Origin of the sequence: Pseudofrancisella aestuarii, assembly GCF_003574475.2 — a bacterium.
Taxonomy (GTDB): Bacteria; Pseudomonadota; Gammaproteobacteria; order Francisellales; family Francisellaceae; genus Francisella; species Francisella aestuarii.
Window position 1 is genome coordinate 289,268 of record NZ_QLIS02000001.1, and the last position, 23,847, is coordinate 313,114.

Consider the following 23,847-nt stretch of genomic DNA (forward strand, 5'->3'; position numbering starts at 1 on the left):
TAGAAAATATATTTTAACTAATTAAAATATTGAGAATTTCAGTTATAAAAAAACAGCTTGCTAAAGCTGAAACAGAACAAGATTTATTAGTAATAGCTCCTATGATAGAGTATGCCTTTAGAAAAACTAGTCTTAGAAGTATTTTAGAACGCTTTTTTGGCTGGCTTTTTATTATCACTCTGTTAATTGTTCTAGTAGGTATTCCGACTGTAATGTTTACAGGTATAGATCTAAATGATTCTAATTCGAAATATTTAAGAATTACTATCTTAACAGCATTTTTTGGAATGTTTCCTACTATAGCAATATTTTTACTAATTAATAATACTAGACGAAAAGTATTAGGGGCTATTGCAAAAAAAGTCGCTATATTAAAATACTCACTAAAGCCAACTAATTATTTAGATATCGAAACCTTAATTTATAATCTAAAGCTACCTAAAGGTTCAAAGAGAAAAATCATATACCAATATGAAACAGAATATTCATTTAAACACTTTATATTTAAGTACTTTTATCAAACTGTTGAAAAGAAAAGTAACAATGAAAGTAAAACCACAAATCACTTTTCATATGGAATGATTTTTAAAAATGAGAATAATATTCCTGAATTTACATTAAGCTCTAAGAGGGGAAGTTTTTCAGCATCTCCTACTTTTAATAAAAAATTCTCAGTAACATATATGAAAGACAGGTTTAAAACTAGAGCTTTTTTAGATCCTGGAATGATTTCTAAAATTATAAAAAATAAAGATCATTTACCATATGATTTTGATTTCATATTTTCTAATGAATATTGTGCTTTCACATCATATTATTCATTTGTAGATCTTGGTGATGACACTACAATAAATATAGATGTTAAAAATATAAATAATGATATTAAAAACCGTGTAGATAAAAATTATGAAAATATATTATCTCTTTTTAAAGATACATTTGAAGCTGTTAAGGAGCCCTAAAGATGACTACTTTTATTATTTTACTTATAATTGCTGCATATCTTACTTACCTATATAACTCTATTATCTCTGCTGATAATAGTGCTAAAAGAGCTTGGTCAGATTTGGTAGCATATAAAAGAAATTTACTGAAAATAATACCAAAATTAGAAGAAAGTATTAGTAGCTACCGTAACTATGAGTCTGAAACGCTACATTCTATAACAAAGCTTAGAACATCCATTGATTCATTAAGTACAAAAGAGATAGATACTAGCTCATTAAAAGAGACAGAAGAGCTATCAAAAGATGTTAGTACTGCCTTAAAGGTTAGCCTAGAAAATTACCCTGAGCTAAAAACAGATAATCTATATATAAAATTCATGAAAGAGTGGACAGATGCCCAAGAAAATATAACAGCTTCTATAAACTTTTTTAACCAAGCAGTTGAGAATTTTAATAATAAAATTATGCAATTCCCAACAAACTTAATAAATAAAGTGTTTTTTAGGAAGGATAAAATAGTTGAGTTTAATGATGCTCAAAGTATGCAAGATTTTTCATACAAACCAAACTTTAAATAATTATTTCTCAGATTTTTCTTTTTTACCTCTATTTTTTATAACTTTACCTGTTTGGACATCAATTATTAGAGTATGTTTATTTCTATCTTTATCAGTACATTTTATCTCTACAGCTTTACGCCCATTTTCAGCTTTAGTAATATTTTTACAACCATTTTCTTGAGCAATAGCAAGAGCTTTTAAAACACCTATATTATTTATTTTTATAGGCTTAGGAACTCGTCCTGTTTTAGCATCTATTACTAGCTTAGTCTTATCACCACTATTAGGATTAACAACTATAACATCATATTTTTTACCTTTACGTTCTATTTCATAGATATTTTTATAACCTGCTGAATCTAAATTATTTGCTACTGTTATAAGTGATACAGACTCTTCTTTTGGTTTCTCATCTGCAAAAGTGTAAGAAGTCACAAGTAATGACAATACTCCAAGTGATAATATAATTTTTTTCATGTAATTCTCCATTATGCTTTTTATAGCGAGTTTTCTAATTAACTAGTAACTATTAGTTATATACTAATATACCTAAATTAAGCTCAGTTCAAATAAAAAAATAGCAATATATTCAAATAAAATATAACACCTTTAAAGGTTTTTCTAGAAATTTAATCAGAATAAAAATATTATAATTGCTTTTAAAGATGTTACAAAATCTTGTAATAGAGGATTTTATTCAAAACTTATAAAGTTTTCTAAAGAGGCTAGGGCACTTGATGGTATAGCAGTAGCAAATATCCAGTCTAATTGGAAACATAACGTAACCTCAAGTACTGAGACATACGTTTGTGCTGATGGTTTAATAATGTCTGGAGTAGCATTACGGGCTGATATAGTAAAATAAGTGTTATTTTATATTTTTAACTAGCCTAAAATAAATTTTATAGGGTAGGATTTTTATTAGCTTAAGCACTAATGTAAATTTCTTTGTAAAATGAATTTCAAAGCTGGAACTTACTAAACCATTTAAAATCTTATCTGCAGCAAATTCTGGTGTCATTAAAGCTGGCATTTTAAAGTCATTCTTATCTGTTAGTCTTGTTTTTACAAAGCTAGGATTTATTAGCTTTATATTTAAGTTTTGATTTTCTGCTTTAAATGACTCTACTAAATTTATAACGGCTGCCTTAGATGCTGCATAAGGCTGAGATTTAGGTAAACCAATATACCCAGCCACACTAGCTGTGATTGCTAATTGACAATTTTTATCATTTTTTAGATATGGTAAAACAGCATCTATAAGATAAAAAACAGCATTAAGATTTGTATTTATAGTATTTTGGAAATTTTCTAAACTAATCTTCTCAACAATAGCAGGTTCATAATATGCTGGTAGATATATTATTCTATCTACAGATTTTCCTAATACCTCATTAGCAGCTGTTAAAAATTCATCATATTTTGATACATCAAAAGCTACAGTTTCAGCTTGTGTACTTAAGCTATGAGCTAAGGCATCTAACTTATCTTTTGATCTAGATGATAGAATAAGCTTAGCACCTAACTGATCTAGCTTTAAAGTAAGTGCTTTACCAATACCATCAGTAGCTCCAATTACCCAAACCCTTTGATTTTGGTAATGTTTCTTAAGCTTTTGCATTAGGATTATTCTCCTTTTTCATAAAGAGCGTTAATGAACCAACTTTTATTCCAAATTTCCTAAATGTATTTTTATTTATAAGAACACCATTATTCATCAGATACATCCAGTCATCAAAATTTATAGTAATCTCTTTACCATTTACCGGAACCTTCATCTGATATTGCCAATTCATAGCATTACCTTCAAGTGTTATATTCGCTTTGCCTATAACATCATGAGTAGTTGCTTCATAGTGATTATCATCTATTTTTGTGATTTTCCAAATCCTATGATCTTTGCTTCCATCATAATATGTCATATGCTCATCAAAGGTTCCTTCATTATCCTGCCAACTAGCATCTCCAGAAAACTCAAATTGCTTAACAACTTTACCTTTCCAGTCTTGGATAATGCCAGTTCCAGCAATATGTCCTTGTAAATACTCTTTTAGGTCTAGTTTAGGACCCATGTCTTTATACGATTGAATATTCGTTGAGCATCCAAATAAACTGATAGCCATAATAATTACTCCCAATTTTGTCATAAGTTTTTTCATAATCCTCTTAGCCTCCTAGAATGTTCTGGGCTAGATGTGTCATCACTTAGCCATATTTCAAAAAAGTAGGTAGATAACTTTTTATCTTTTATTTCTCCTAGTAATTCATTATTGCCTGAATAAATATATGCATAGCCTTCATCAGACATGTAACCATACAATATATCTCCTTTTTTCACATCTGGAATCATACCTGAAAATATCTTTTTATAATCTTGTTTCTCAGTCTTTGTAAGAGAAGGGTGTTGTAAGCTTATTTCTTTAATAGTTTGACTGACAATGCTCTGACCAGATAAGTTTCTAAGATATGATATTCTTAGTAAAAACGGTTTATCCCAATCAAATTTACCATCTGTTGTAAAAAGCTCAGCATCATAAACGTCAAAAAACCATTTTTGGTAATGAATTTTGCCTACGAGCTTATCGTTTTGTCTCTCTATGCTAGAAAGATCTGATGCCCATGAACATATAGGAAAGAGAGATATTAAAATTAATAATCTAGTTGCTAAGCTATTCATGTGTTATCTCCAGCTGTACAACATTAGTACGACCTTTTTCAAATGAAGCACTACAAGATAGTAAATAAAAATCCCACATTCTTTGGAATCTTTTATCAAAACCTAATTTTAAAAGCTCTTGCTCTTTATTTGAAAAAGTTGCCTGCCAGATATCTAAAGTTTTTGCATAATCTTTAGCAAAGAAATGTTTATTAGTACATTTTAAGCCAACTTTTTTTAACTCTTTTTCTATTTGCTCCATAGATGGTAGAAAACCACCGGGAAAGATATAGGTTCTTATCATATCAGTACCTGAAGCATATGATTTATAAAGTTTGTCATCAATCAATATACTTTGAATAATAATCTTACCATCTTGTTTAAGTAATTCTTTTAGCTTTGAAAAATACATTGACCAATATTCTCTACCTACAGCCTCTATCATTTCTATGGAGACAATATAGTCATACTTACCTTTTTGGATTCGATAATCTTCTATAACTATCTCAGCATTTTTACCATCTAGCCTTTGTTTTGCATATTTATGCTGCTCTTTTGATAGAGTTATTCCTTTTAATGAATAATCACCATAATTTAGAGCCTCTTCAGCAAAGCATCCCCAGCCACATCCAACTTCTATGATACTTCCTGATTTTTTATCAAATCTTTCTAAAATATTCTTATATTTGTTTGATTGAGCCTGTTCTAATGATTCATCTTGATCTTTGAATAACGCTGAAGAATATGTCATTGTCTTATCTAACCAAAGCTTATAAAACTCATTACCTAAGTCATAATGCTCACTAATATTCTTTTTGCTTTGTTTTATTGAATTTCTCTTAGTTAAATAGCTTAATTTTTGTAACCATTTATTTAACAGTGATGGCTCCATATAGCTATCAAAAGCTTCATAATTATCTAAAGAGAAAAGAACTAAGTTTTTAATATTTGAAGTTTCCCAATATCCATCTCTATAATCAGCAGCAAAACCTATATCTGCTTTAAATTTTAAATTTACTATAGTACGCCAGTCTTTAAGTAATATATCTGCTGACACGCCAGAATATTTACCTTTTTTATGTACCACTTCTCCTTCTGGAGTAGTTAAAAATATCTCACCATATTCAATATTATCTAAAATTTTAAAAGCTTGTTTTTTTACTAATTTCTCAAACATGGCTCTTACTCAAATTTAACTTGTTTGTTAACTATATAATACGATATGAAGATTACATGAATATTTCTAAAACATTAAATTTTGTTAATGTTCTTCGCTATAGAGATAGTAGATTCTTTTTGTTGAGGCTTTGGAATGTACTTAAGACCTTTTATAAATAACTTTAACGCTTGATAATGTATTAATGTTATAACTTTCAGTGTTAATAAAGGAACTTTAAAAAACTGCTTTATAACACTCATATTTGTAAATTCTTTTAATTTACCATCTATAGAAGTTGCTAACTCTAGTTGATCCTTATTATTAAAGTAATTAATAATTATTCTAACTTTTGAATTCGCCTGCAGATTAATGTCAAAGTTAAACTTATAGTAACCTTGTCTTTCAAAGAAAGGGGAAACATGAAACTCTTTATCAGCTTTAAACCAATTTTCTTTAGTTATATATGAGTCAATATCATAACAAACATAGCTATGTGTTTCTTTAAAAGTATTATTTACTTCCGCAATTATGCCAGTTATATGATTGTTATCTAAGGCTAACCAAAAACTAACAGGGTTAAATAAATAGCCTAGAACTCTAGGCATGGTTATTAAAGTAATGTCTGTATATTGTATTTTATTTTTATCAAAAATCTCTTTTGCCCATATGGTAGATTCTTGAGTATTCCTATAGCCATGATCTTTGTTATAGAAACTCAAAATATTAAATCTATCAATACTAAAAAATACCTTTTTGCACTTTTCTAAATTAGACATATTCAGAGCTGTATAGTAAGTTCTATATTTAAAATAGTTAGTTTTTGGAATAGTTCTTTTATGTGAAACTATAGCATCTAAAATATAGCTTTTTCCTAATCCCATGGTATTTCAACCTTTAGTTTTTTAGCAACATTAACAGCGCTTAATATTCCATCCTCATGAAAGCCATATCTTAGATATGCTCCACAATAATATGTATTTTGAATTCCTTGTATATTATCAAATTGTTTCTGTGCTGAAATTGCTTCTTTATCAAATACTGGATGCTCAAAAGTATGTTCATTTATGATCAATTTTTCATCAGGTCTTCTATCAGGATTTATTGTAACAAAATAGTTATTTGTGGTTTTTAAAGGTTGTAAATTATTCATCCAATAACTTAAAGATATAGCTTCTAGGCTATCTTTGGTTTCCTCATTGATATATACCCAGCTTGACCATGCTGATTTTTTCTTTGGCATAAATGATATATCTTTATGTAAAATAGCTTTGTTTTGCTGATACTTGATACTAGATATTAATTTCTCTTCTAATTCAGTAGGATTTTGTAAAATCTCTAATACTTGATTGGAATGACAAGCAAAAATAACTTTATCATACTTATCTAAATTTCCACTCTCATCGATAATTGATATTTCATTTTCTCTTATAACAGATATTGCCTTAGACCTAAATTTCACATTAGAAAGCTTTAGAGAATCTATTAGCTTTTTAACATACATCTTGCTACCACCATTCACTGTATACCACTGAATTGGCTTAGAAGTTCTTAGTAATCCATGATTATTAAAGAATCTAATAAATGTTAGGGCAGGAAAGTCATACATTTTTTTTACAGGAGTACTCCAAATAGCTGCGCCCATAGCAAGAAGATAATAGTGTCTAAACCAACTTCCTACATTTATAGTATCAAGATACTCGCCTAATGTAACATCTTCTTTTAAGGAATTATTTTCTAAATGATTTATAGATATTTTATTAAATTTTAAAATATCTATAAGCATTTTAATAAAGCTAGGTTTTAAAATATTTAACTTTTGTGAAAATATACTTTTAAAACTCTTAGACCCATATTCAAATTTTCCATTTTTTATAGATACTCCAAAAGACATATCACTTTTTTCTATGGATACATTTAGCTCAGAGAACAATCTAGTTAGATGATGATAAGTTTCATAATTAAAAACAATAAAACCTGTATCTACATCAGTATTATCATCAGTTGTTATTGTACGAGAATGTCCACCATAGTAATTTTCTTTTTCATACAAAGTGACATCATATTCATTTTTTAATAAATAGCTCACTGCTAAGCCTGATATACCACTTCCGATTACAGCAACTTTTTTCATAAAAAAACTAAAATAAATTTTATTACTATAAAGATTAAAAAAAATATTAAAAAAAGAATAGTTAAAAAAAGTTAATGTAATTATCTTATAGGAAGCTGAATTTTTATTATTAAACCTACCGGATTATTATTTTTAGCAGTAATTTTTCCACCATGTAGCTCTATGACTTTTTTTACAAGAACTAAACCTAATCCATTGCCTTTAGTAGATCTACTATTTTCTTCTCTAAAAAATCGATTAAATATATTTTCTAAATTTTCTTCTTTAACCCCAATACCTTCATCTATTATTTCTAATATATAAAAGTTATTTTTTTTATATGAATTAATTAAAATTGTTGTTCGTTTATCTGAATATTTTAATGAGTTATCTAGGATATTTATAATACTCTGAAATATAAGGCTTTTATCTATGCTAATTTCTATACTTTTTATATCTTTTATTAAAGCTATTTGCTTATCTTCCATCATGGGCTGATATAACTCTATAGCATCATCTATAACCTTTGCTATATCAAGCTTTTGTTTATCTAATTTTTGCCTACCATGCTCTAAATGATTTATTTTTAGAATGCTATTAAATATATCTAATATATGATTACAGTTGGCTAATGCATTATAAGTATTTTCTGAAGGATCTGTTTTATCTAAATCTTCAAGTTGATTTTTTAACCTTGTTAAGGGAGTTCTTAGATCATGTGCAACACTATCTGAAACATTTTTTATATCTATAAGTAATGTCTCGATATTTGCTAATAAAATATTTAAAACATGAGCTAAGTTACTCAAATCATCCCACTTTACATTTACCTCTATCCTACGACTTAGATCTTGAGTATTTACTATTGAAACAGCTGTATTAGCAATTTGGTTTATTTTTTTTACTACGAATACACTAATTAAAAAACTTATTATGACTACAGCAAAAGTACTTAATATAGCTATAGATAAAGGTATTATGTGTAAATATATTTCAGAGGAAGAAACATAAAGAATATAGCCCCAAGATGCTAAACTAAAACTTAAAAGGATTGTAAATAGCATAGCCATTTTAAAACTAGAGCTTATAACATATCTTCTTTGAATATTATTAGTCTCTATCTTTGATGACATACCCAAAACCTCTAACTGTTATAATCAAATCAGGCTTATCATTTATATTTAGCTTATTTCTAAGTCTAGATATATGAACTTCTACAACATTAGTTTGTGGATCAAAACTATAATCCCAAACCTCTTTTAAAAGCATGTTTCTACTAACAACTTCATTCTTATGCTTTAGCAATAAATGTAATATTTTATACTCTCTAGCTTGAAGAGGTATATCGATACCATCTCTAGTTACTTTATGGGCTATTTCATCAAGGACAAGGTCTTGACAGACTATTTTTGTAATTTGTTGAGTCGCCATAGACAGTCTTCTACAAATTGATTTTATTCTTACAATGAGTTCATCTATAGAAAATGGCTTAGTTATATAATCATCACTACCAGCTTCAAAACCTTCTATTTTATTACTTGTATCATCAAGAGCACTTAGAATTATCACAGGTGTTTGAATATCTTGCTTTCTAATAATCTTAAGTAAAGAAATACCATCTAAATATGGCATCATACAATCAAGAATTATTACATCATAGTTATTTGTGGTTATCAAAAATAAAGCTTCTTTACCATCATTGGCAATATCACTATCTATATTATGCCTACTTAAACTTTTATATATAAAGTCAGCTATTTGTTTATCATCGTCTGCAATTAAAATTTTTAATTTTTTACTCATTAAAAAATTTTATTTTCTTTCTACTATCTAAAGAAGATTATGCTACAAATAAATTTTAATTTCTTAATTATATTAAAATTATTATGCCAGTTTTAAATAGATATCTGATCAAAATCAGTATATTTAAATTCAAAACCCAATTCTGTCAACCTTTGAGGATATATATTATTAGAGCTCAAAAGCATTTCCTTACCCATTTGCCCAAATAATACTTTTACAAACCATGCTGGAAATTTAAACCTTATCTTTCTATCTAAACTTATAGCTATTTTTTCCATTATTTGTTTTTGGGTATTTGCACTTGCTGTAATATTGCAACATCCTTTAACATCGTTTTTAATAATAAAATCTATAGCATTACATAGATCTGTTATATGTACCCAAGTTATTAAATTATCACCTTTTCCAAAAGTTGCGCCTAAACCTTTCACTATGATAGGTTTTATCTTACCTAAAAAACCTCCATTTCCCATTACTACACCGAACCTAGTAATACACCAGTTCTTTAGATTTGAAGTTTTTATACAAGCTTCCCATTTATAAGTTATTTCTTGGCTAAATCCAGTATTTGAAGAATTTTTTGGAACTATATTATCCTCTGTTTGCTGCTCTTTTGAAAAAGGATAAAATCCTATAGCACTAGCATTTATTAGTTTAGTCTTTGAACTTTTTATAAATTTAACTAATTCTTCAGTTGGTATTATCCTACTATCTAGAATTTTCTTTCTAATTTTTTTTGACCATTTGTTATCAGATATGTTATAGCCACATAGGTTAATTACCACATCAAAATCATTATGACATTCATATAATTCATTCCAAATTATAACTTGATCATAATACTTAGGTTTTTTTAAGTTCTTATCTCTTGTTAATAGAAAAAGTTTGTATTCTTTTTTAGATAGTTGTTTTGCTAAAGCAGAACCTATAAAGCCAGAGCCACCAGCTATTAAAATTTTCATTTCTTCTCCTCATAAGATTTTAAGATTTAAATTAGCATATGTTTGTCTTTATTTTTATATTTTTATGAAGTCATAATCACTATAATATTTTTAGATAAATACTTAAACCCCTTATAAAGCAAGGAATATAGAATTTTATGCAAAAAATATTAATAGGAGTTAGTAGCTGTCTCTTAGGAAATAATGTACGTTACAATGCTGGTAACTGTCATAAAGCTTATATTACAAATAATTATGCTAAATATTTTGATTATAAAGTGGTTTGTCCTGAGGTTTCTGCTGGTTTAGGTGTTCCTAGAAAGACAATGTTTTTAGTAGAAAATTTAGAAAAAAATATCTTAGCTGTAAAAACAAATAAAGAGCATAAAGATGTTACAGATACATTACAAGAAAGCTGTAATAAATTAATTTGGGGCTTAGGGCAAGTATATGGTTTTATTCTAAAAGCAAAATCGCCTAGTTGTGGAGTAGATACAGCTAGAGTATTTGATGAAGACCATAAATATACGGGATTTAAAGCAGATGGCTTGTTTGTTAGAGCATTAAGAAAATATGATCTACTTTTACCAATAGAAGATGATGGAAGACTAAATGATAAAGGTATTAGAGAGCATTTTCTAAAAAGAGTATTTTGTTACTATGACTTGAAAACAAATTTTATGGCAACAAAAGATGTAAAAGAAATGACAGATTATCATTCTAAACATAAGATTCTACTTAGAATGCATAATAATATGATCAAAAAGCAGCTAGGTAATATGCTTTCTAGTACAGCTAGTAATAATGATTTAACTAAAGTAAAAGAAGAATATATAAAAATATTCATGCAAACAATTAGTAAGCCAGTAAATCGGGGTAATCATTATATGGCTTTACAAAATGTTCTTAGAGAAATAAATAAAAGAGTCTCTAAATCTCAAAGACAATATCTACAAGAAATACTTAATAAATATAAAAATTCTCAAGTAAATTGGGATGTCCCTGTTAGTATCATAAAAATGTATTTAGTTGATTTAGATCTACCATATTTAGAAAAACAAAGTTATCTTAATCCTTACCCAGAAGATTTAGAATATTTTAATTCTGAAGATACATAGGCTAGTTTTATAGAATAATTGAAAAAATTGTTTTATATGAGAAACTTAATAAGCATTTGAGAAAAATATAGATGATGATGAATAATAAATTTCCAGAATTCGCAATCTTTGAAAATTCTCTGACAAATAAAAATAGTTATTATTTTACAGACCCTGTAGAGGAAGTTATTGCTACAGATGAAACTTCACTAAACAATGCTTTTGATAAAATAGCAAATTTACAAAAACATGGCTTTTATTTAGCTGGTTATATTAGCTATGAAGCAAGTTACTATTTAAATAATAATTTTAAAAAGTTAAGAAGAAATAATGATGGAGTATTATTACATTTTGTAGCTTTTAAAAGCTTATCTCAAAATATTCCCTCTCAAGAAAGTTTTAATAGTATAGATGTATTATTAGATAGCATATCTTTTAAAGATTATGAAAAAGGTTTTTCTACAGTAATGAAAGCTTTAGAAGATGGTGAGAGTTATCAAGTAAATTATACAAAAATGCTAGATGGGCATACTAATTTAACTGGACTTGAATTGTATACAAAACTTAAAAAGCAGCAACCTGTTAAATATGGAGCTTATTTACCATTTGCTGAAAATGAAATTATTTCAATATCTCCAGAACTCTTCTTTAAAAAAAAGGATAAGAAATTAATAGTAAACCCCATGAAAGGCACTGCTAGATTAACGAATGATCCCGAAAAAAATATCCAAATTTATAATGAATTAGAAAATTCTGCTAAAGATAAATCTGAAAACCTTATTATTGTAGATCTTCTTAGAAATGATATGTCTGCTATCTGTGATAATCATACAGTTAAAGTTGATAAAGCATTTACTATAGAAAAATATAATAATCTTCTACAAATGACTTCTGAGATATCTGGAGATATTTGTAAAAATACGACATTAAAACAGATTCTAGATAAACTTTTTCCTTGCGGCTCAATTACAGGCGCACCTAAAAAACGCACTATGGAAATTATCAAAAGAGTAGAAAAAGAGAATAGGGGAGTTTATACAGGCTCTATTGGCTATATTTTACCCAATAATGATATGTGCTTTAATGTAGCAATTAGAACTCTCCAAAAACATGGAAAAAATATAAAAATAGGTGTTGGAGGAGGAATAACTGTTTACTCTGAATGCCAGTTAGAATGGCAAGAAATGCTTACTAAAATCAACTTTATTAAGCAAATCTATAAGCCTGATTTTAAACTTATAGAAAGTATGTATTTTTATAATAGTTTTACATATTTAGATATGCACCTAAATCGCTTAAAAGAAACAGCTGAGAGATTATTCTTTGATATCAATATCAATATAAATTATATTGTTCAGCAACTATTAGATTATGCTACTGAAAACCTAGAATCTGAAAAAGCATATAAAGTTAGATTAGAGTATGATTATTTAGGAAATTTACTACTTGAACATATTGAAATAGATAACTCTATACAAAAGCTAAATGCTCTTATAGTTTGTCCTGAAATTATTGATTCTAATAATAAACTCTTTAAGTATAAAACTACTCATCATTCAACTCGTGGTTTTTATACAAAAATGCATAACAAATATATTAATGATCTTCAAACTATAGAACTTCTTTTTATAAATGAAAAAGGAAATGTAACAGAAACAAGATTTCATAATATAGTTATAGAAATTAACGATAAAAAATATACTCCTAAATTAGCTGATGGAGTATTAGATGGGATATATAGAAAAAAACTTATTGAAAGTGGAGAAGTTTCTGCAAAAAGTATATCATTAGAGGAACTTAAAAAAGCTGATAAAATATATATCATAAATAGTGTTAGAGGTATGTCTTTAGCTTATTTAAAGGACTAAAATGATTCTCTATATTGACCATTATGACTCTTTTACAAATACTATTGTAGATTATATTAATTATTTAGGCTTTTCTGTAGATGTAAAAAAAACTGATGATAAAATTCCAAGCTTAGAAAAATATAGCCATATCATAATAGGGCCTGGTCCTGGCCATCCTGATGAAGTAACTAACCAATATCAAGTTATTAAATATTGTGAAGAACATAATGTATCTTTATTAGGCATATGCTTAGGGCATCAATTAATAGCTCAATACTATGGTGCTAATATAATAAAAGCAAAACATATTTTTCATGGTAGAAACTCTATAATAAATCAAACTAATGATAGTTACTTGTATAGAGGTTTACCAAATAGTTTTGAAGTTACCCGTTACCATTCATTAATAGTTGATGAACTCATTTTCCCTTTACAAATAACTTCTAAAACTAATGATAATGAGATAATGTCTTTTGAGCATGAAACCAAAAAAATGTATGGAGTTCAATATCATCCAGAAGCTTATTTAACAGAATATGGTTTAGAGATTTTAAAGAATTTTTTAGCTTAAAAAGGAACAGGGTACTCTCTTCTAACTTTTTCAATATCGTTTAATACTTCTTCAGACAAAGTTAGATTAATAGCATCTATATTATTTTTTAATTGCTCCATAGATGTAGCACCAATAATAGTAACTGGCATATAAGCTCTTCTGATAGTGAATGCTATAGCCATTTGACACATATCTAAATTATGTTTTTTAGCTACATCCATATATGCTTTTACAGCTGCATCTTTTGTAACTAATCTAAACATATAGCGATCCTCTTGACCAGCTAATATTTCAGGAGACATTCTAGTGCCTCTTGGTCTAGCTCCATTTAAGTATTTGCCAGTTAATATACCTTGCTCAAGTGGAGACCATGTTAAATATGTTACTTCCTCTAATCCACAAGTTTCCATAACATCTGTTTCATCTCTTCTTCTATTTAAGTTATATTCATTTTGAATACTTTGAATACGAGGAAGATTATGTTTCTCAGCTAGATCACACAAGTGTTTTATTCCCCAAGCAGAATCATCAGATAACCCAATATGTTTTATTTTTCCAGCTTTTACTAGCTCATCACAAGTTTCAAGCATTTCTATCATATTTTCAGTAATTTTTTCTTTCTGAATATCTCCAACTGCTGGCACAAAATCCCACCAATTACCGAAATGATAATGAGGTCTATTCGTTGGCCAATGAAATTGATAAAGATCAATATAATCAGTTTTTAAACGCTTTAGACTATTATCTACTGCTTCAATAATATTTTTTCTATTAGTAGTTGGATTTTCTTCATTTCTTGCCCAAGGCATCGCTGAAAATTTAGTAGCTAATATAACTTCTTGTCTCTTCTTAGTAGAGGCAAACCAATTACCTATTATTTCTTCAGTTTTTCCATAAGTTTCTGGAGTAGGGGGAATCGCATACATCTCAGCTGTATCCCAAAAATTAACACCTTTACTTAAAGCATAATCCATTTGCTCAAATCCTTCTGCTTGAGTATTTTGTCTACCCCAAGTCATAGTTCCTAAACAAATTCTACTTACTTTAATATTAGTTTTACCTAGTTTGACATATTTCATAATTATCTAAGCTTATATATAAATATAAAAGTCATTATATCAAAGAGATATATATAAACTAGTTATTGTATAAATTAGAAGAGCTAAAAATTAGCTATTTAAAACCTATAGTTTTGACAGAAATAGTTTTTTGAGTATCAAGAGCATCTTTGTTTGGATAAGCTTCAAACTCTTCACGTGTTGAATGCAATTTATCTATGTCAAAAGTTTCTATTAACATTTGTTCTTGATTAAATTTACCTTTTGCCATCTCTCCAACAGGAAAATCTTTTTGTTGAGGAGTTAAAAATAGCATTTGTGCAACACCATCGGCACCTTCTAGATTATTTTTATCTCTATTAGAAACCATACCAACAACTAAACCATAAGCATAATTTTGTATAGTTAACATTCTAATAGCTGCATGAACACGGTTTAAGCCATAAATATTATCTGTATATGAAGGAACTATAATAAGATCAGGTTCAACCTGCCCTAAAGCGTATGAAATATTAGCAAACTCACTAGTGTAACAAATTAATATAGCTATTCGACCATATTTTGTATTTATAACAAGGATGTCATTACCACTACCATCATAGCCAACTTTCACCTCACCTGGTGTTAGATAAATCTTATCATGCTCAATAACATAACCACTTGGTATACCTATTAATGCTGTATTGTATAGTTTACCGTCAGCTTTAACTTGTGCTGTTGTACCACCAATAATATAAACATCAAGCTTTCTAGATAAACTAGAAATAAAAGTTTTTAGATCATCATACTGTTTTGCTAATTCAAGAAGGCTATCTTTTTTCCAATGTTTATCATATACAAGGTTTAGCATATCATCCTCAGGAAAAACTATAATATTTGCACCTTGAGCTTTAGCATCTGTAGCATATTTCGTTATTGTGCTCTCTAACTCATCTAAAGATTGTTGCTTTGCAGTTAACTGTATAGCTGCTACTTTTACTTTTTCAGCAAAAACTGAATTAGCAAAAAATATAGCAACTGCGATAAATAAAATTTTTGTTATTTTTGACACTTTATACTCCTCATATTTATAGAATATATTTAATTATAGTATCCTATAGATTACTACTATTATCATAATTTTTTCTATCAATGAAATTTTTTAAAATATTTTCTTTAGCTTTATTAAGTATAGTTTTTGCTGAAGCTAATGTAGCTCAAGCTAATAATTCTATATGTCGTTGTACACCAGACCAAGCTTGTTGGCCAAACTTAAAAGAATGGCAAGAATTTAGTAAAAGCCTAACAGGAAAATTAGTAGTGCCAGAGTCTCCTATAGAAGCTTGTAAAAAAGATATTGATAGTGAAATTTGTAAGGCTGATTTAAATAAAGTTAAAAATCCATTTTATATGCAGAGTAAACCTGGTAACACAGAAAGCCAAGGTTGGTTAGGTGCATGGGATGCTAAACAAAGCACCTATGCTGTTGAAATAGCTAATACTCAAGACATAGTTAAAAGTATTAACTTTGCTCGTAATCATAATCTAAGAGTAGTTATAAAAGGGGCTGGACATGATTACCTAGGTAGATCAAATGCTCCAGATTCACTGCTAATATGGACTCATAACATGAGAGATACTAGCTATGATGAAAATTTTATTCCTGAAGGTTGTGATTCTAGTCAAGGTAATCCTGCTGTAACTGTTAGTGCTGGTACTCGTTGGTTAGAAGCATATACTGAAGCAACTACAAAGCATAACATGTATGTTCAAGGTGGTGGATGTACTACAGTTGGAGCAGCAGGAGGTTTCCCTCAAGGTGGGGGCTTTGGTAGCTGGTCAAAAGAATTTGGTACAGGTGCGGCAGGCATTCTACAAGCTACAGTTGTTACAGCTGATGGCAAGGTAGTTGTTGTAAATAAATGTCAAAATCCTGATTTATTCTATGCTATTCGTGGTGGTGGTGCAGGTACTTATGGTGTTGTAAGTAACTTAACTTTATTAGCTCACCCTTTACCAAAATATTTTGGAGTCCTTCAAGGAAAGATTACTGCAAAAGATGATAAATCATACCAAGCTTTAATAAAGCATTTCTTAGCTTTTTTTGAGAAAAATCTAAATAATCAGAACTGGGGTGAACAGTTTAAATTTATGCCGAATAACACTATTGAGATATTTATGACTTCTCAAGGTATAGATGAGAAGCAAGCTAAAGAAACATGGGAGCCTTTAGTTAAATGGATTGATGCGAATGAAGATTACAAGTTTGACTATAAGTATATAAATGTGCCACCTAAAGATATTTGGAATTATGATTATTGGGAGAAAAACCATCCAGAATTTGTGACAAAGAATGAAGGAGCAAATGCTCGTCCTGGAGAGTACTGGTGGTCAGGAAATACTGGAGAGGTATATAACTATTGGTACACATATCAATCCTGGTGGTTACCTGAGAAGGTATTTGAAAAAGATGATTTAGATAGCACTGCTAAAACAATCTATGACGCTTCTAGAATAACTACCGTAGCATTTCATATAAATAAAGGGCTAGCTGGAGCTTCTAAGGATGCTATAACAAGAGGAAAAGAAACCTCAACTAATCCTACAGTATATGATGCAGCTACTCTAGTTCTTATGAGTGCTGGTACAAATAATATTTTTGGTGATAGAAATACTCCAAAAGCCCAAAAACAGGTTCAAGATATTAATAAAGCTATGAGCATGATTAAGTCTCTTGCTCCAAATGCTGGGACTTATGTTAATGAAGCAGACTATTTTGAGCCTAATTGGCAACAAGCTTTTTGGGGAGATAACTATAGTAAACTATTTCAAATAAAACAGAAATATGATCCAAATGGATTATTCTATTGTCATCATTGTGTTGGTAGTGAGTCTTGGCAAGAAGGGGGTATGTGTAAAAAATAATTCTCTTTTTATCTCTCATTTTCCTTTGTTAGCATATCTTTAATATTAGATTTGCAAATATATGCAAGTGTAATATAATTTCACAAAATAATTTAATTTATTAATTTATGGAAAAAATATTTAAAGCTTTAGGCGATAGGACTAGACTTGATATCTTATTGCTTATTTCGCTAAATCCAGATATTTGTCTTTGTCATCTTGAAAATTGTTTTGAACTATCAAATTCTAATCTTTCTCGTCATTTAAAAGAGCTTGAACAGTCTGGACTTGTCACTTCATATAAGAAAACTAAATGGAAGCATTATCAATTAAGTGACATTGGTAATGAGTTAGCTGAACTTATAATAAAAATTGATGACAAAAACTCTCTATTAGAGCAAATAAAAAATAAAAGTAAATTAATAAATATTTGTCAGGAATAAATATGCGAACAGAATTAAAAAAATTAAATTTTTTAGATAGGTGCTTAACTCTATGGATATTTTTAGCAATGTTTATCGGTATAGCTATTAGCTATCTATTGCCTAATACAAAAAATATCATTAATGCTTTTGATGTAGACTCTGGAAATTGGCTAATAGGTATAGGATTAATTGTGATGATGTATCCACCACTTGCAAAAGTTAAATATAAAACTATGCCAGAAGTATTTAAAAATAGCAGAATATTAATTTTATCTCTAATCCAAAACTGGATAATAGGGCCTATATTAATGTTTATATTAGCTATAGTTTTCTTTCATAATCAACCAGACTTTATGATTGGACTCATTCTTATAGGACTAGCTAGATGTATCGCTATGGTTATTGTATGGAATGATTTAGCAAAAGGCTCTCGTGAATATTGTGCTGGTCTAGTTGCTTTTAATTCTATATTCCAGATAATCTTCTACGCTGCTTATGCTTATATATTTATAACTATCATTCCTAGATTTTTAGGCATGGAAAGTGCTGAAGTACATATTTCAATGTTAGAAATTGCTAAGAATGTTGGTATCTATTTAGGTATACCTTTTCTAGCTGGAATATTAACTCGTACAATACTAATACCTGCTAAGGGTGAGGAGTGGTATGTTAATGTTTTCACTCCTATCATCTCACCTTTAACACTAGTTGCACTTTTATTTACTATTGTTCTAATGTTCTCTACTAAAGGTGATCAAATTATTAGTTTACCTTTTCAGGTAGTAAAAGTAGCTATACCTCTTTTAATATACTTTTTAGCTATGTTTTTCATTTCTTTCTGGATGTCTTATAAACTTAAAGCCAATTATGAACAATCAGTTTCATTAAGCTTTACAGCAGCTTCAAATAACTTTGAACTAGCGATAGCAGTAGCAATATCGGTATTCGGAATAAATTCAGCTCAGGCCTTTGTCGGTGTTATTGGTCCATTAGTAGAAGTCCCTGTATTAATTGGACTAGTGAATGTAGCTCTATGGTTTCAATATAAATACTTTAAATAACTTATCTAAGTTTTATATCTATATATGCCTTTAGAAGACCAAACCATTCATGGACTATTCTCTGAGTAATATAAATATTATAAGAATTTGGTAAGAATTTTATATTTGTTGTTGGTAAAGAAGAAGCTAAAGGTATTACATCAATATTAAATTTTTCATAATATAAAATTGCTCGCTTTAAATGTAATCCATCTGTTACTAAACAATATTTATTATTTTCACTTTCTTGAAGAAGATCTTTTGTAAATTTTGCATTCTCATATGTATTAGTAGATTTATTTTCAATAATTATTTTGTCTTTAGGAATATTTAGACTATATAGCTCTTTGGCATAGATATCTGCTTCAGAGCCCTTACTATCTATTGTTCCTCCACTAATAATTATTAGTTGAGGATATTTAGCATATACTTGAGCTGTTTTAATAATCCTATCATATGCTGAGATACTTGGTAAATCGCCAGCAATTGTTTTAGTGCTTCCTGCTCCTAATAATATAATAGCTTTTGTATTACTACAGCTACTTATATTTATTTGATTTGTTACTATACCTTTAGCAAGAAGATTTCCTGCTATTCCAGAACCAATTAAATAATATATGATAGTAATTATGATTAGAGTTTTTTTTAACCATTTCTTTGTAAAAAAACAGCTTAAAATTAAAATACAAAAAAATATAAATCCTAAATCTAAAATTTGACTCATTGACTTAAAGCACCACCAGTCATTTTTGTTTCTGTAATAGAATCTTTATCATTTAAACCTCTAAATGAAACACAAGTATGCTTAGCTTTTATATTTATTGAAATATCCTCTGTCTTAAGTAAAAATTTTAAAGTTTCAAATATCTGAGCAGTTAATCTTTCTTGTATCTGCGGTCTACGAGAGAAAAAGTCACAAATCTGATTTAATTTAGACAAGCCGATTATTTTGTTATCTTTAGGAATAAAAGAGATCTCAGCGACTCCTTCAAAAGGTACAAAGTGATGCTCACAAAATGACATTATATTTATATTTTTTTGAGTTAATACTCCTTCATAGTGAAAATCATTTTCAAATAAAGAACAATCAGGAAAATTTTCATAGTCTAAACCATAGAATATTTCTTGAGTAAACATTCTAGCTACTCTATATGGCGTTTTATCAAATTCTGAAGTTGTTAAGCCTAAGGTTTTTAAAATATCACTATAAGCATTCGATATGATATCTAACTGCTCAGATTTGTTATGTGGCACTTTTCTAAATGACTCTAAACCTTTTGCTATTAAGTGATTTTGAATCTCTAAACCCAACTTTTTATTATAAGTTATACTCATTAATTTTAATTAATTAAATATTTCTAGAGAAAGATTATATTACTTAATAACGTATAAATAAATCTAACTAATATTTTAATAAATGCTAATATAGTATGACTAAACATTAAAAGGATAATAATGTCTAATAAATTCTTAGATTTAGGACTTTCATTAAAAATATGTAAAGCCTTAGAAACAAAAGGTTACACAGAGCCTACACCTATACAAGAAAAATCTATTCCTCTTATACTACAAAATAATGATTTAATGGCATCTGCTCAGACGGGTACAGGAAAAACTGCTGCATTTACATTGCCAATTATTGAAAAATTAATGAATCAACCAAAAGCAGGTTCTAACACAACTAAAGTACTTATTTTAACTCCAACAAGAGAGTTGGCAGCTCAGATAAAAGAACAAATAGATATATATGCTTCTAATACTCATATTAGATCAGCTGTAGTTTTTGGTGGAGTGAGCATAAACCCTCAGATGATGACTCTTAGAAAAGGAGTTGAGATCTTAATAGCTACACCAGGTAGATTAATAGATCTATATGAACAAAGAGCTGTTAAGTTCACTGAATTAAATACTTTAGTGCTTGATGAAGCTGATAGAATGCTTGATATGGGTTTCATACATTCTTTAAAAAGGATACATAAACTTTTACCAAAGAAAATACAAACATTAATGTTTTCAGCTACATTTTCTCCAGAAATAAAAGAATTAGCTCAAAGCTTTTTGCATCATCCAAAATCAGTTGCTGCAAACGTTGAAAATACAACTGTTAAAAAAATATCACAAAGTATTATAACTGTAGATAAAGCAAAGAAAATTAATGCTCTTATCTCTCTTATTAAGAAAGATAACTGGCATCAGGTTTTAGTTTTTTCTCGTACAAAACATGGTGCTAATAGAATTGCTGAAAAACTTAATCAAGCAGGTATTAATGCCAGTGCAATACATGGTAATAAAAGCCAAACAGCAAGAACTAAGGCATTAGCAGATTTTAAAGCCAATACAATAAGCGTATTAGTAGCAACAGATATTGCTGCAAGGGGTATAGATATCCAACAACTACCATACGTTATAAATCTTGATTTACCAAGTGTTGCTGAAGATTATGTGCATCGTATAGGTAGAACTGGTAGAGCAGGGCAAGAAGGTGTTGCAATATCTTTAGTAAGTGCAGATGAAGTTGAACTATTATCAAATATAGAGCATTTAATAGGACACTTATTACCGAGAGATGAGCTAGAGGGCTTTGCGACTCAGCATAATGTTCCTGAAACAAATATGCTTAGAAAGACTAAAGCTAAAAAAATTGACGAAGTTAAAATTATTGCAGCTAAAAGAGCTAATAAAGCAAAAAAATCCCCTCATGTTAAAAGTTTTTCTGATGTTATAAAGAAAAAAATTAATGAAAATAGTAAATTTAGAGGCAATAAAAAAGTTTAAAATTTCTCATCTTTATCTAAATAATATAAACTCAAATAAAGTTATTAAGATTCTAATAAATTAAAAGTGTATAGATTTTTATATTTAATCTTTATTTTTTTAATTATTCCTCTTTATATCTCTGCTAAAGATTCTTTTGATTTAGATTCTGATAATAAATATAAAGGACTTTCTAAGGGTGACATCAATACCCACAAATCATTAAATCAGCAATATATTGATGAACAACATGCTAGTTACGTTAAAAGGTCTAAGCCTAAAAATAAAAACTATAATATGAACATTTCTAATGAGCCAACTTTAAAATATGCTCCAGGTAGTGTTTATATTGAGCCTGTAGAAGATATTAAATTACATTTTGGATTTTCAGGTCCTGGTGCAGAGTTTAATTTTTAATGAATACGATATTCTTATTTTAGGTATTTCAAATTATTGATTAAAATTAGTTATATAGATATAATAAATTTGTATATTAGAATTTTCTAATATAATTTTAAGCATTATATGGAGTCGAATTATGATTTTTAGACAATTATTTGATAGAGAAACTTATACATATACTTATATATTAGGATGTGAAGAAACTAGAGAAACAATAATAATTGATCCTGTAAGATTCAATGTACAACAATACTTAAAACTTTTAAAAGAGTTAGATTTAAAATTAATTTACGCTATGGATACTCATGTTCATGCAGATCACGTAACAGCTGCTGGTATCCTTAGAAAGGAAACAGGGTGCGACATTGTCATTGGTGGTGAGAGTAAAGCAAACTGCGCAACTAAAAAAGTTTTTGATAATGACATCATTAAATTTGGTAAATATGAAATTAAAGCTATTTATACACCAGGCCATACAGATGACTCATATTCTTTCTTAATGAATGATAGAGTCTTTACTGGAGATACTTTATTAATTAGAGGTTCTGGCAGAACAGACTTCCAAAATGGTGATTCTTTTGCAGCTTATAATAGTATTACTAAAAAACTACTAGCATTACCTGATGAAACTATTATTTATCCAGGCCATGATTATAATGGTCTAACTAGTAGCACTATAGCTGAAGAGAAAAAGCATAATCCAAGACTAAAAGTTAAGTCTGCTGTAGAGTATAAAGAGTTAATGGATAGTCTTAAATTAGCTCCTCCAAATTATATGAATATTGCTGTTCCAGCAAACTTAAACTGCGGATTAAAGGATCCTGAGTAGTTTTATATTATGTTAGTTATATTATTTGGACTTTTATGTGGTATAGCCTTAGGGTTAACTGGTGGTGGTGGCTCTATACTAGCTGTACCAATGCTTATATATGGGTTAAAGTTACCATATGAAGAGGCAGTCACAATATCTTTGCTTGTAGTAGGATTAACTGCAATGCTTGGCTTTTTACCAAAGTTAAGAGATATAGAGTTTTCTGCTGTACTTATATTAGCAACAGTTGGAATGATTATTACGCCTATAGGTGCCATAATATCGGAACACCTCCCTAGAAATATACTATTACTAAGCTTTTCTGGACTGATGATATTTGTTGGTATCTGGACTATGATCAAGCCGATTATATTCAAAACAGCTAATAATCGTGAAACAGCCTGTAAATATACTGATGATGGTAAACTGCACTTAGCTTGGAAATGTAAATTAGTATTAGCAATAGCTGGAGTTATTACAGGTACATTGACAGGTTTATTTGGTGTTGGTGGAGGTTTTTTAATAATCGCAGCCTTAATATTTGCCGCTAAAATGCCTATGAAGAAAGCGATTGTTACATCTCTATTTATTGTATTTTTAATATCAACATCTGGATTTATATCACATTTCCAGCAGACTGAAATAAACTTCTATATTGCAGGGTTATTTATATTAGGTAGTTCTATAGGTATGTTTTCTGCAAATAAAATAAGAAGCTTAATGAATGATAAATATCTACAAACTACATTTGCAATTCTTTTAATAGTCTTAGGAATAATGACAATAATTTTCTAAAGG

At 28.7% G+C, this 23,847-nt stretch carries 26 protein-coding genes; 12 read left to right on the forward strand and 14 right to left on the reverse strand.

Annotated elements, in window-relative coordinates; all coding sequences use genetic code 11:
* Positions 1-29: 29 nt before the first annotated feature.
* Both DNK87_RS01480 and DNK87_RS01485 read left to right on the forward strand, forming a co-directional pair.
* Positions 30-962 carry a hypothetical protein gene (locus tag DNK87_RS01480; protein ID WP_119330545.1) on the forward strand — a complete coding sequence of 311 codons (933 nt, stop codon included), beginning with the start codon at positions 30-32 and terminating at the stop codon, positions 960-962.
* 2 nt (positions 963-964) lie between these two features.
* Entirely contained in the window at positions 965-1,525 is a 561-nt protein-coding gene (locus DNK87_RS01485) for a LemA family protein (RefSeq protein WP_119330544.1), read from the forward strand.
* On the opposite strand, the gene DNK87_RS01490 is transcribed toward DNK87_RS01485, so the two are convergent.
* The 10 genes from DNK87_RS01490 to DNK87_RS01535 form a co-directional block, all read right to left on the reverse strand.
* Complete coding sequence (locus DNK87_RS01490) at positions 1,526-1,984, reverse strand: PepSY domain-containing protein (RefSeq protein ID WP_159240183.1); 459 nt, start codon at positions 1,982-1,984, stop codon at positions 1,526-1,528.
* 391 nt (positions 1,985-2,375) lie between these two features.
* On the reverse strand, positions 2,376-3,128 hold the full coding sequence (locus DNK87_RS01495; RefSeq protein ID WP_119330542.1) for an SDR family NAD(P)-dependent oxidoreductase: 753 nt from the start codon (positions 3,126-3,128) through the stop codon (positions 2,376-2,378).
* The gene (locus DNK87_RS01500) at positions 3,115-3,666 is read right to left on the reverse strand and encodes a DUF3833 domain-containing protein (RefSeq protein WP_119330541.1); all 552 of its coding nucleotides are present in this window, start codon (positions 3,664-3,666) and stop codon (positions 3,115-3,117) included. The genes DNK87_RS01495 and DNK87_RS01500 overlap by 14 nt, the downstream gene beginning before the upstream one ends.
* On the reverse strand, positions 3,663-4,184 hold the full coding sequence (locus DNK87_RS01505; RefSeq protein WP_119330540.1) for a chalcone isomerase family protein: 522 nt from the start codon (positions 4,182-4,184) through the stop codon (positions 3,663-3,665). Before DNK87_RS01505 ends, DNK87_RS01500 begins: the two co-directional genes overlap by 4 nt.
* The gene (locus DNK87_RS01510) at positions 4,177-5,340 is read right to left on the reverse strand and encodes an SAM-dependent methyltransferase (protein ID WP_119330539.1); all 1,164 of its coding nucleotides are present in this window, start codon (positions 5,338-5,340) and stop codon (positions 4,177-4,179) included. Before DNK87_RS01510 ends, DNK87_RS01505 begins: the two co-directional genes overlap by 8 nt.
* A 74-nt stretch (positions 5,341-5,414) precedes the next feature.
* Complete coding sequence (locus DNK87_RS01515) at positions 5,415-6,203, reverse strand: DUF1365 domain-containing protein (RefSeq protein WP_119330538.1); 789 nt, start codon at positions 6,201-6,203, stop codon at positions 5,415-5,417.
* A complete protein-coding gene (locus DNK87_RS01520; protein WP_119330537.1) occupies positions 6,194-7,453 on the reverse strand; it encodes an NAD(P)/FAD-dependent oxidoreductase in 1,260 nt (419 codons plus the stop codon). The genes DNK87_RS01515 and DNK87_RS01520 overlap by 10 nt, the downstream gene beginning before the upstream one ends.
* A gap of 80 nt (positions 7,454-7,533) precedes the next feature.
* Positions 7,534-8,565, reverse strand: coding sequence for a sensor histidine kinase (locus DNK87_RS01525; RefSeq protein WP_119330536.1), 1,032 nt, complete (start codon positions 8,563-8,565; stop codon positions 7,534-7,536).
* The gene (locus DNK87_RS01530) at positions 8,543-9,235 is read right to left on the reverse strand and encodes a response regulator transcription factor (RefSeq protein WP_119330535.1); all 693 of its coding nucleotides are present in this window, start codon (positions 9,233-9,235) and stop codon (positions 8,543-8,545) included. Before DNK87_RS01530 ends, DNK87_RS01525 begins: the two co-directional genes overlap by 23 nt.
* Positions 9,236-9,327: 92 nt before the next feature.
* Positions 9,328-10,197 carry a TIGR01777 family oxidoreductase gene (locus DNK87_RS01535; protein ID WP_119330534.1) on the reverse strand — a complete coding sequence of 290 codons (870 nt, stop codon included), beginning with the start codon at positions 10,195-10,197 and terminating at the stop codon, positions 9,328-9,330.
* 137 nt (positions 10,198-10,334) lie between these two features.
* Between DNK87_RS01535 and DNK87_RS01540 the strand changes: the two genes are divergently transcribed.
* From DNK87_RS01540 to DNK87_RS01550, 3 genes are all read left to right on the forward strand, one after another.
* A complete protein-coding gene (locus DNK87_RS01540) occupies positions 10,335-11,294 on the forward strand; it encodes a YbgA family protein (protein WP_119330533.1) in 960 nt (319 codons plus the stop codon).
* A gap of 74 nt (positions 11,295-11,368) precedes the next feature.
* Positions 11,369-13,141 (forward strand): chorismate-binding protein, encoded by a 1,773-nt coding sequence (locus tag DNK87_RS01545; protein ID WP_119330839.1) that lies wholly within the window; start codon positions 11,369-11,371, stop codon positions 13,139-13,141.
* Position 13,142: 1 nt separating this feature from the next.
* On the forward strand, positions 13,143-13,694 hold the full coding sequence (locus DNK87_RS01550) for an anthranilate synthase component II (RefSeq protein WP_119330532.1): 552 nt from the start codon (positions 13,143-13,145) through the stop codon (positions 13,692-13,694).
* Here the strand turns inward: DNK87_RS01550 and DNK87_RS01555 are convergent.
* Together DNK87_RS01555 and DNK87_RS01560 are read right to left on the reverse strand one after the other, a co-directional pair.
* Positions 13,691-14,755, reverse strand: a complete 1,065-nt coding sequence (locus tag DNK87_RS01555; RefSeq protein WP_119330531.1) for an aldo/keto reductase — start codon at positions 14,753-14,755, stop codon at positions 13,691-13,693. The genes DNK87_RS01550 and DNK87_RS01555 overlap by 4 nt on opposite strands.
* A gap of 94 nt (positions 14,756-14,849) precedes the next feature.
* On the reverse strand, positions 14,850-15,785 hold the full coding sequence (locus DNK87_RS01560) for a nitrilase-related carbon-nitrogen hydrolase (protein WP_159240185.1): 936 nt from the start codon (positions 15,783-15,785) through the stop codon (positions 14,850-14,852).
* An 80-nt stretch (positions 15,786-15,865) separates the two neighbouring features.
* Between DNK87_RS01560 and DNK87_RS01565 the strand changes: the two genes are divergently transcribed.
* The 3 genes from DNK87_RS01565 (at position 15,866) to arsB (ending at position 19,103) form a co-directional block, all read left to right on the forward strand.
* Positions 15,866-17,638 (forward strand): FAD-binding protein, encoded by a 1,773-nt coding sequence (locus DNK87_RS01565; protein WP_119330529.1) that lies wholly within the window; start codon positions 15,866-15,868, stop codon positions 17,636-17,638.
* A 107-nt stretch (positions 17,639-17,745) separates the two neighbouring features.
* Positions 17,746-18,060 carry an ArsR/SmtB family transcription factor gene (locus DNK87_RS01570; protein ID WP_119330528.1) on the forward strand — a complete coding sequence of 105 codons (315 nt, stop codon included), beginning with the start codon at positions 17,746-17,748 and terminating at the stop codon, positions 18,058-18,060.
* Between the two features lie 2 nt (positions 18,061-18,062).
* Positions 18,063-19,103: an ACR3 family arsenite efflux transporter gene (gene arsB, locus DNK87_RS01575; RefSeq protein WP_119330527.1), complete on the forward strand. Its 1,041-nt coding sequence runs from the start codon at positions 18,063-18,065 to the stop codon at positions 19,101-19,103.
* Between the two features lies 1 nt (position 19,104).
* Here arsB and DNK87_RS01580 read toward each other — a convergent pair whose 3' ends face one another.
* On the reverse strand, positions 19,105-19,806 hold the full coding sequence (locus DNK87_RS01580; RefSeq protein ID WP_119330526.1) for a YdcF family protein: 702 nt from the start codon (positions 19,804-19,806) through the stop codon (positions 19,105-19,107).
* On the reverse strand, positions 19,803-20,417 hold the full coding sequence (gene folE, locus DNK87_RS01585) for a GTP cyclohydrolase I FolE (protein ID WP_119330525.1): 615 nt from the start codon (positions 20,415-20,417) through the stop codon (positions 19,803-19,805). The genes DNK87_RS01580 and folE overlap by 4 nt, the downstream gene beginning before the upstream one ends.
* A 120-nt stretch (positions 20,418-20,537) precedes the next feature.
* Between folE and DNK87_RS01590 the strand changes: the two genes are divergently transcribed.
* The 4 genes from DNK87_RS01590 to DNK87_RS01605 all read left to right on the forward strand — a co-directional run bounded on the left by DNK87_RS01590 (position 20,538) and on the right by DNK87_RS01605 (position 23,844).
* Positions 20,538-21,857, forward strand: coding sequence for a DEAD/DEAH box helicase (locus DNK87_RS01590; RefSeq protein ID WP_119330524.1), 1,320 nt, complete (start codon positions 20,538-20,540; stop codon positions 21,855-21,857).
* A 66-nt stretch (positions 21,858-21,923) separates the two neighbouring features.
* A complete protein-coding gene (locus tag DNK87_RS01595) occupies positions 21,924-22,253 on the forward strand; it encodes a hypothetical protein (RefSeq protein ID WP_119330523.1) in 330 nt (109 codons plus the stop codon).
* Positions 22,254-22,374: 121 nt separating this feature from the next.
* Positions 22,375-23,067 carry an MBL fold metallo-hydrolase gene (locus DNK87_RS01600; protein ID WP_119330522.1) on the forward strand — a complete coding sequence of 231 codons (693 nt, stop codon included), beginning with the start codon at positions 22,375-22,377 and terminating at the stop codon, positions 23,065-23,067.
* A gap of 9 nt (positions 23,068-23,076) precedes the next feature.
* Entirely contained in the window at positions 23,077-23,844 is a 768-nt protein-coding gene (locus DNK87_RS01605; protein WP_119330521.1) for a sulfite exporter TauE/SafE family protein, read from the forward strand.
* Positions 23,845-23,847: the final 3 nt, after the last annotated feature.

Bases quoted from the DNA above. Each gene is read 5' to 3' on its own strand.
- DNK87_RS01485 (WP_119330544.1), top strand. From the start codon at position 965: ATGACTACTTTTATTATTTTACTTATAATTGCTGCATATCTTACTTAC.
- DNK87_RS01490 (WP_159240183.1), bottom strand. From the start codon at position 1,984: ATGAAAAAAATTATATTATCACTTGGAGTATTGTCATTACTTGTGACT.
- DNK87_RS01495 (WP_119330542.1), bottom strand. From the start codon at position 3,128: ATGCAAAAGCTTAAGAAACATTACCAAAATCAAAGGGTTTGGGTAATT.
- DNK87_RS01500 (WP_119330541.1), bottom strand. From the start codon at position 3,666: ATGAAAAAACTTATGACAAAATTGGGAGTAATTATTATGGCTATCAGT.
- DNK87_RS01505 (WP_119330540.1), bottom strand. From the start codon at position 4,184: ATGAATAGCTTAGCAACTAGATTATTAATTTTAATATCTCTCTTTCCT.
- DNK87_RS01510 (WP_119330539.1), bottom strand. From the start codon at position 5,340: ATGTTTGAGAAATTAGTAAAAAAACAAGCTTTTAAAATTTTAGATAAT.
- DNK87_RS01515 (WP_119330538.1), bottom strand. From the start codon at position 6,203: ATGGGATTAGGAAAAAGCTATATTTTAGATGCTATAGTTTCACATAAA.
- DNK87_RS01520 (WP_119330537.1), bottom strand. From the start codon at position 7,453: ATGAAAAAAGTTGCTGTAATCGGAAGTGGTATATCAGGCTTAGCAGTG.
- DNK87_RS01525 (WP_119330536.1), bottom strand. From the start codon at position 8,565: ATGTCATCAAAGATAGAGACTAATAATATTCAAAGAAGATATGTTATA.
- DNK87_RS01530 (WP_119330535.1), bottom strand. From the start codon at position 9,235: ATGAGTAAAAAATTAAAAATTTTAATTGCAGACGATGATAAACAAATA.
- DNK87_RS01535 (WP_119330534.1), bottom strand. From the start codon at position 10,197: ATGAAAATTTTAATAGCTGGTGGCTCTGGCTTTATAGGTTCTGCTTTA.
- DNK87_RS01540 (WP_119330533.1), top strand. From the start codon at position 10,335: ATGCAAAAAATATTAATAGGAGTTAGTAGCTGTCTCTTAGGAAATAAT.
- DNK87_RS01545 (WP_119330839.1), top strand. From the start codon at position 11,369: ATGATGAATAATAAATTTCCAGAATTCGCAATCTTTGAAAATTCTCTG.
- DNK87_RS01550 (WP_119330532.1), top strand. From the start codon at position 13,143: ATGATTCTCTATATTGACCATTATGACTCTTTTACAAATACTATTGTA.
- DNK87_RS01555 (WP_119330531.1), bottom strand. From the start codon at position 14,755: ATGAAATATGTCAAACTAGGTAAAACTAATATTAAAGTAAGTAGAATT.
- DNK87_RS01565 (WP_119330529.1), top strand. From the start codon at position 15,866: ATGAAATTTTTTAAAATATTTTCTTTAGCTTTATTAAGTATAGTTTTT.
- DNK87_RS01570 (WP_119330528.1), top strand. From the start codon at position 17,746: ATGGAAAAAATATTTAAAGCTTTAGGCGATAGGACTAGACTTGATATC.
- arsB (WP_119330527.1), top strand. From the start codon at position 18,063: ATGCGAACAGAATTAAAAAAATTAAATTTTTTAGATAGGTGCTTAACT.
- DNK87_RS01580 (WP_119330526.1), bottom strand. From the start codon at position 19,806: ATGAGTCAAATTTTAGATTTAGGATTTATATTTTTTTGTATTTTAATT.
- folE (WP_119330525.1), bottom strand. From the start codon at position 20,417: ATGAGTATAACTTATAATAAAAAGTTGGGTTTAGAGATTCAAAATCAC.
- DNK87_RS01590 (WP_119330524.1), top strand. From the start codon at position 20,538: ATGTCTAATAAATTCTTAGATTTAGGACTTTCATTAAAAATATGTAAA.
- DNK87_RS01600 (WP_119330522.1), top strand. From the start codon at position 22,375: ATGATTTTTAGACAATTATTTGATAGAGAAACTTATACATATACTTAT.
- DNK87_RS01605 (WP_119330521.1), top strand. From the start codon at position 23,077: ATGTTAGTTATATTATTTGGACTTTTATGTGGTATAGCCTTAGGGTTA.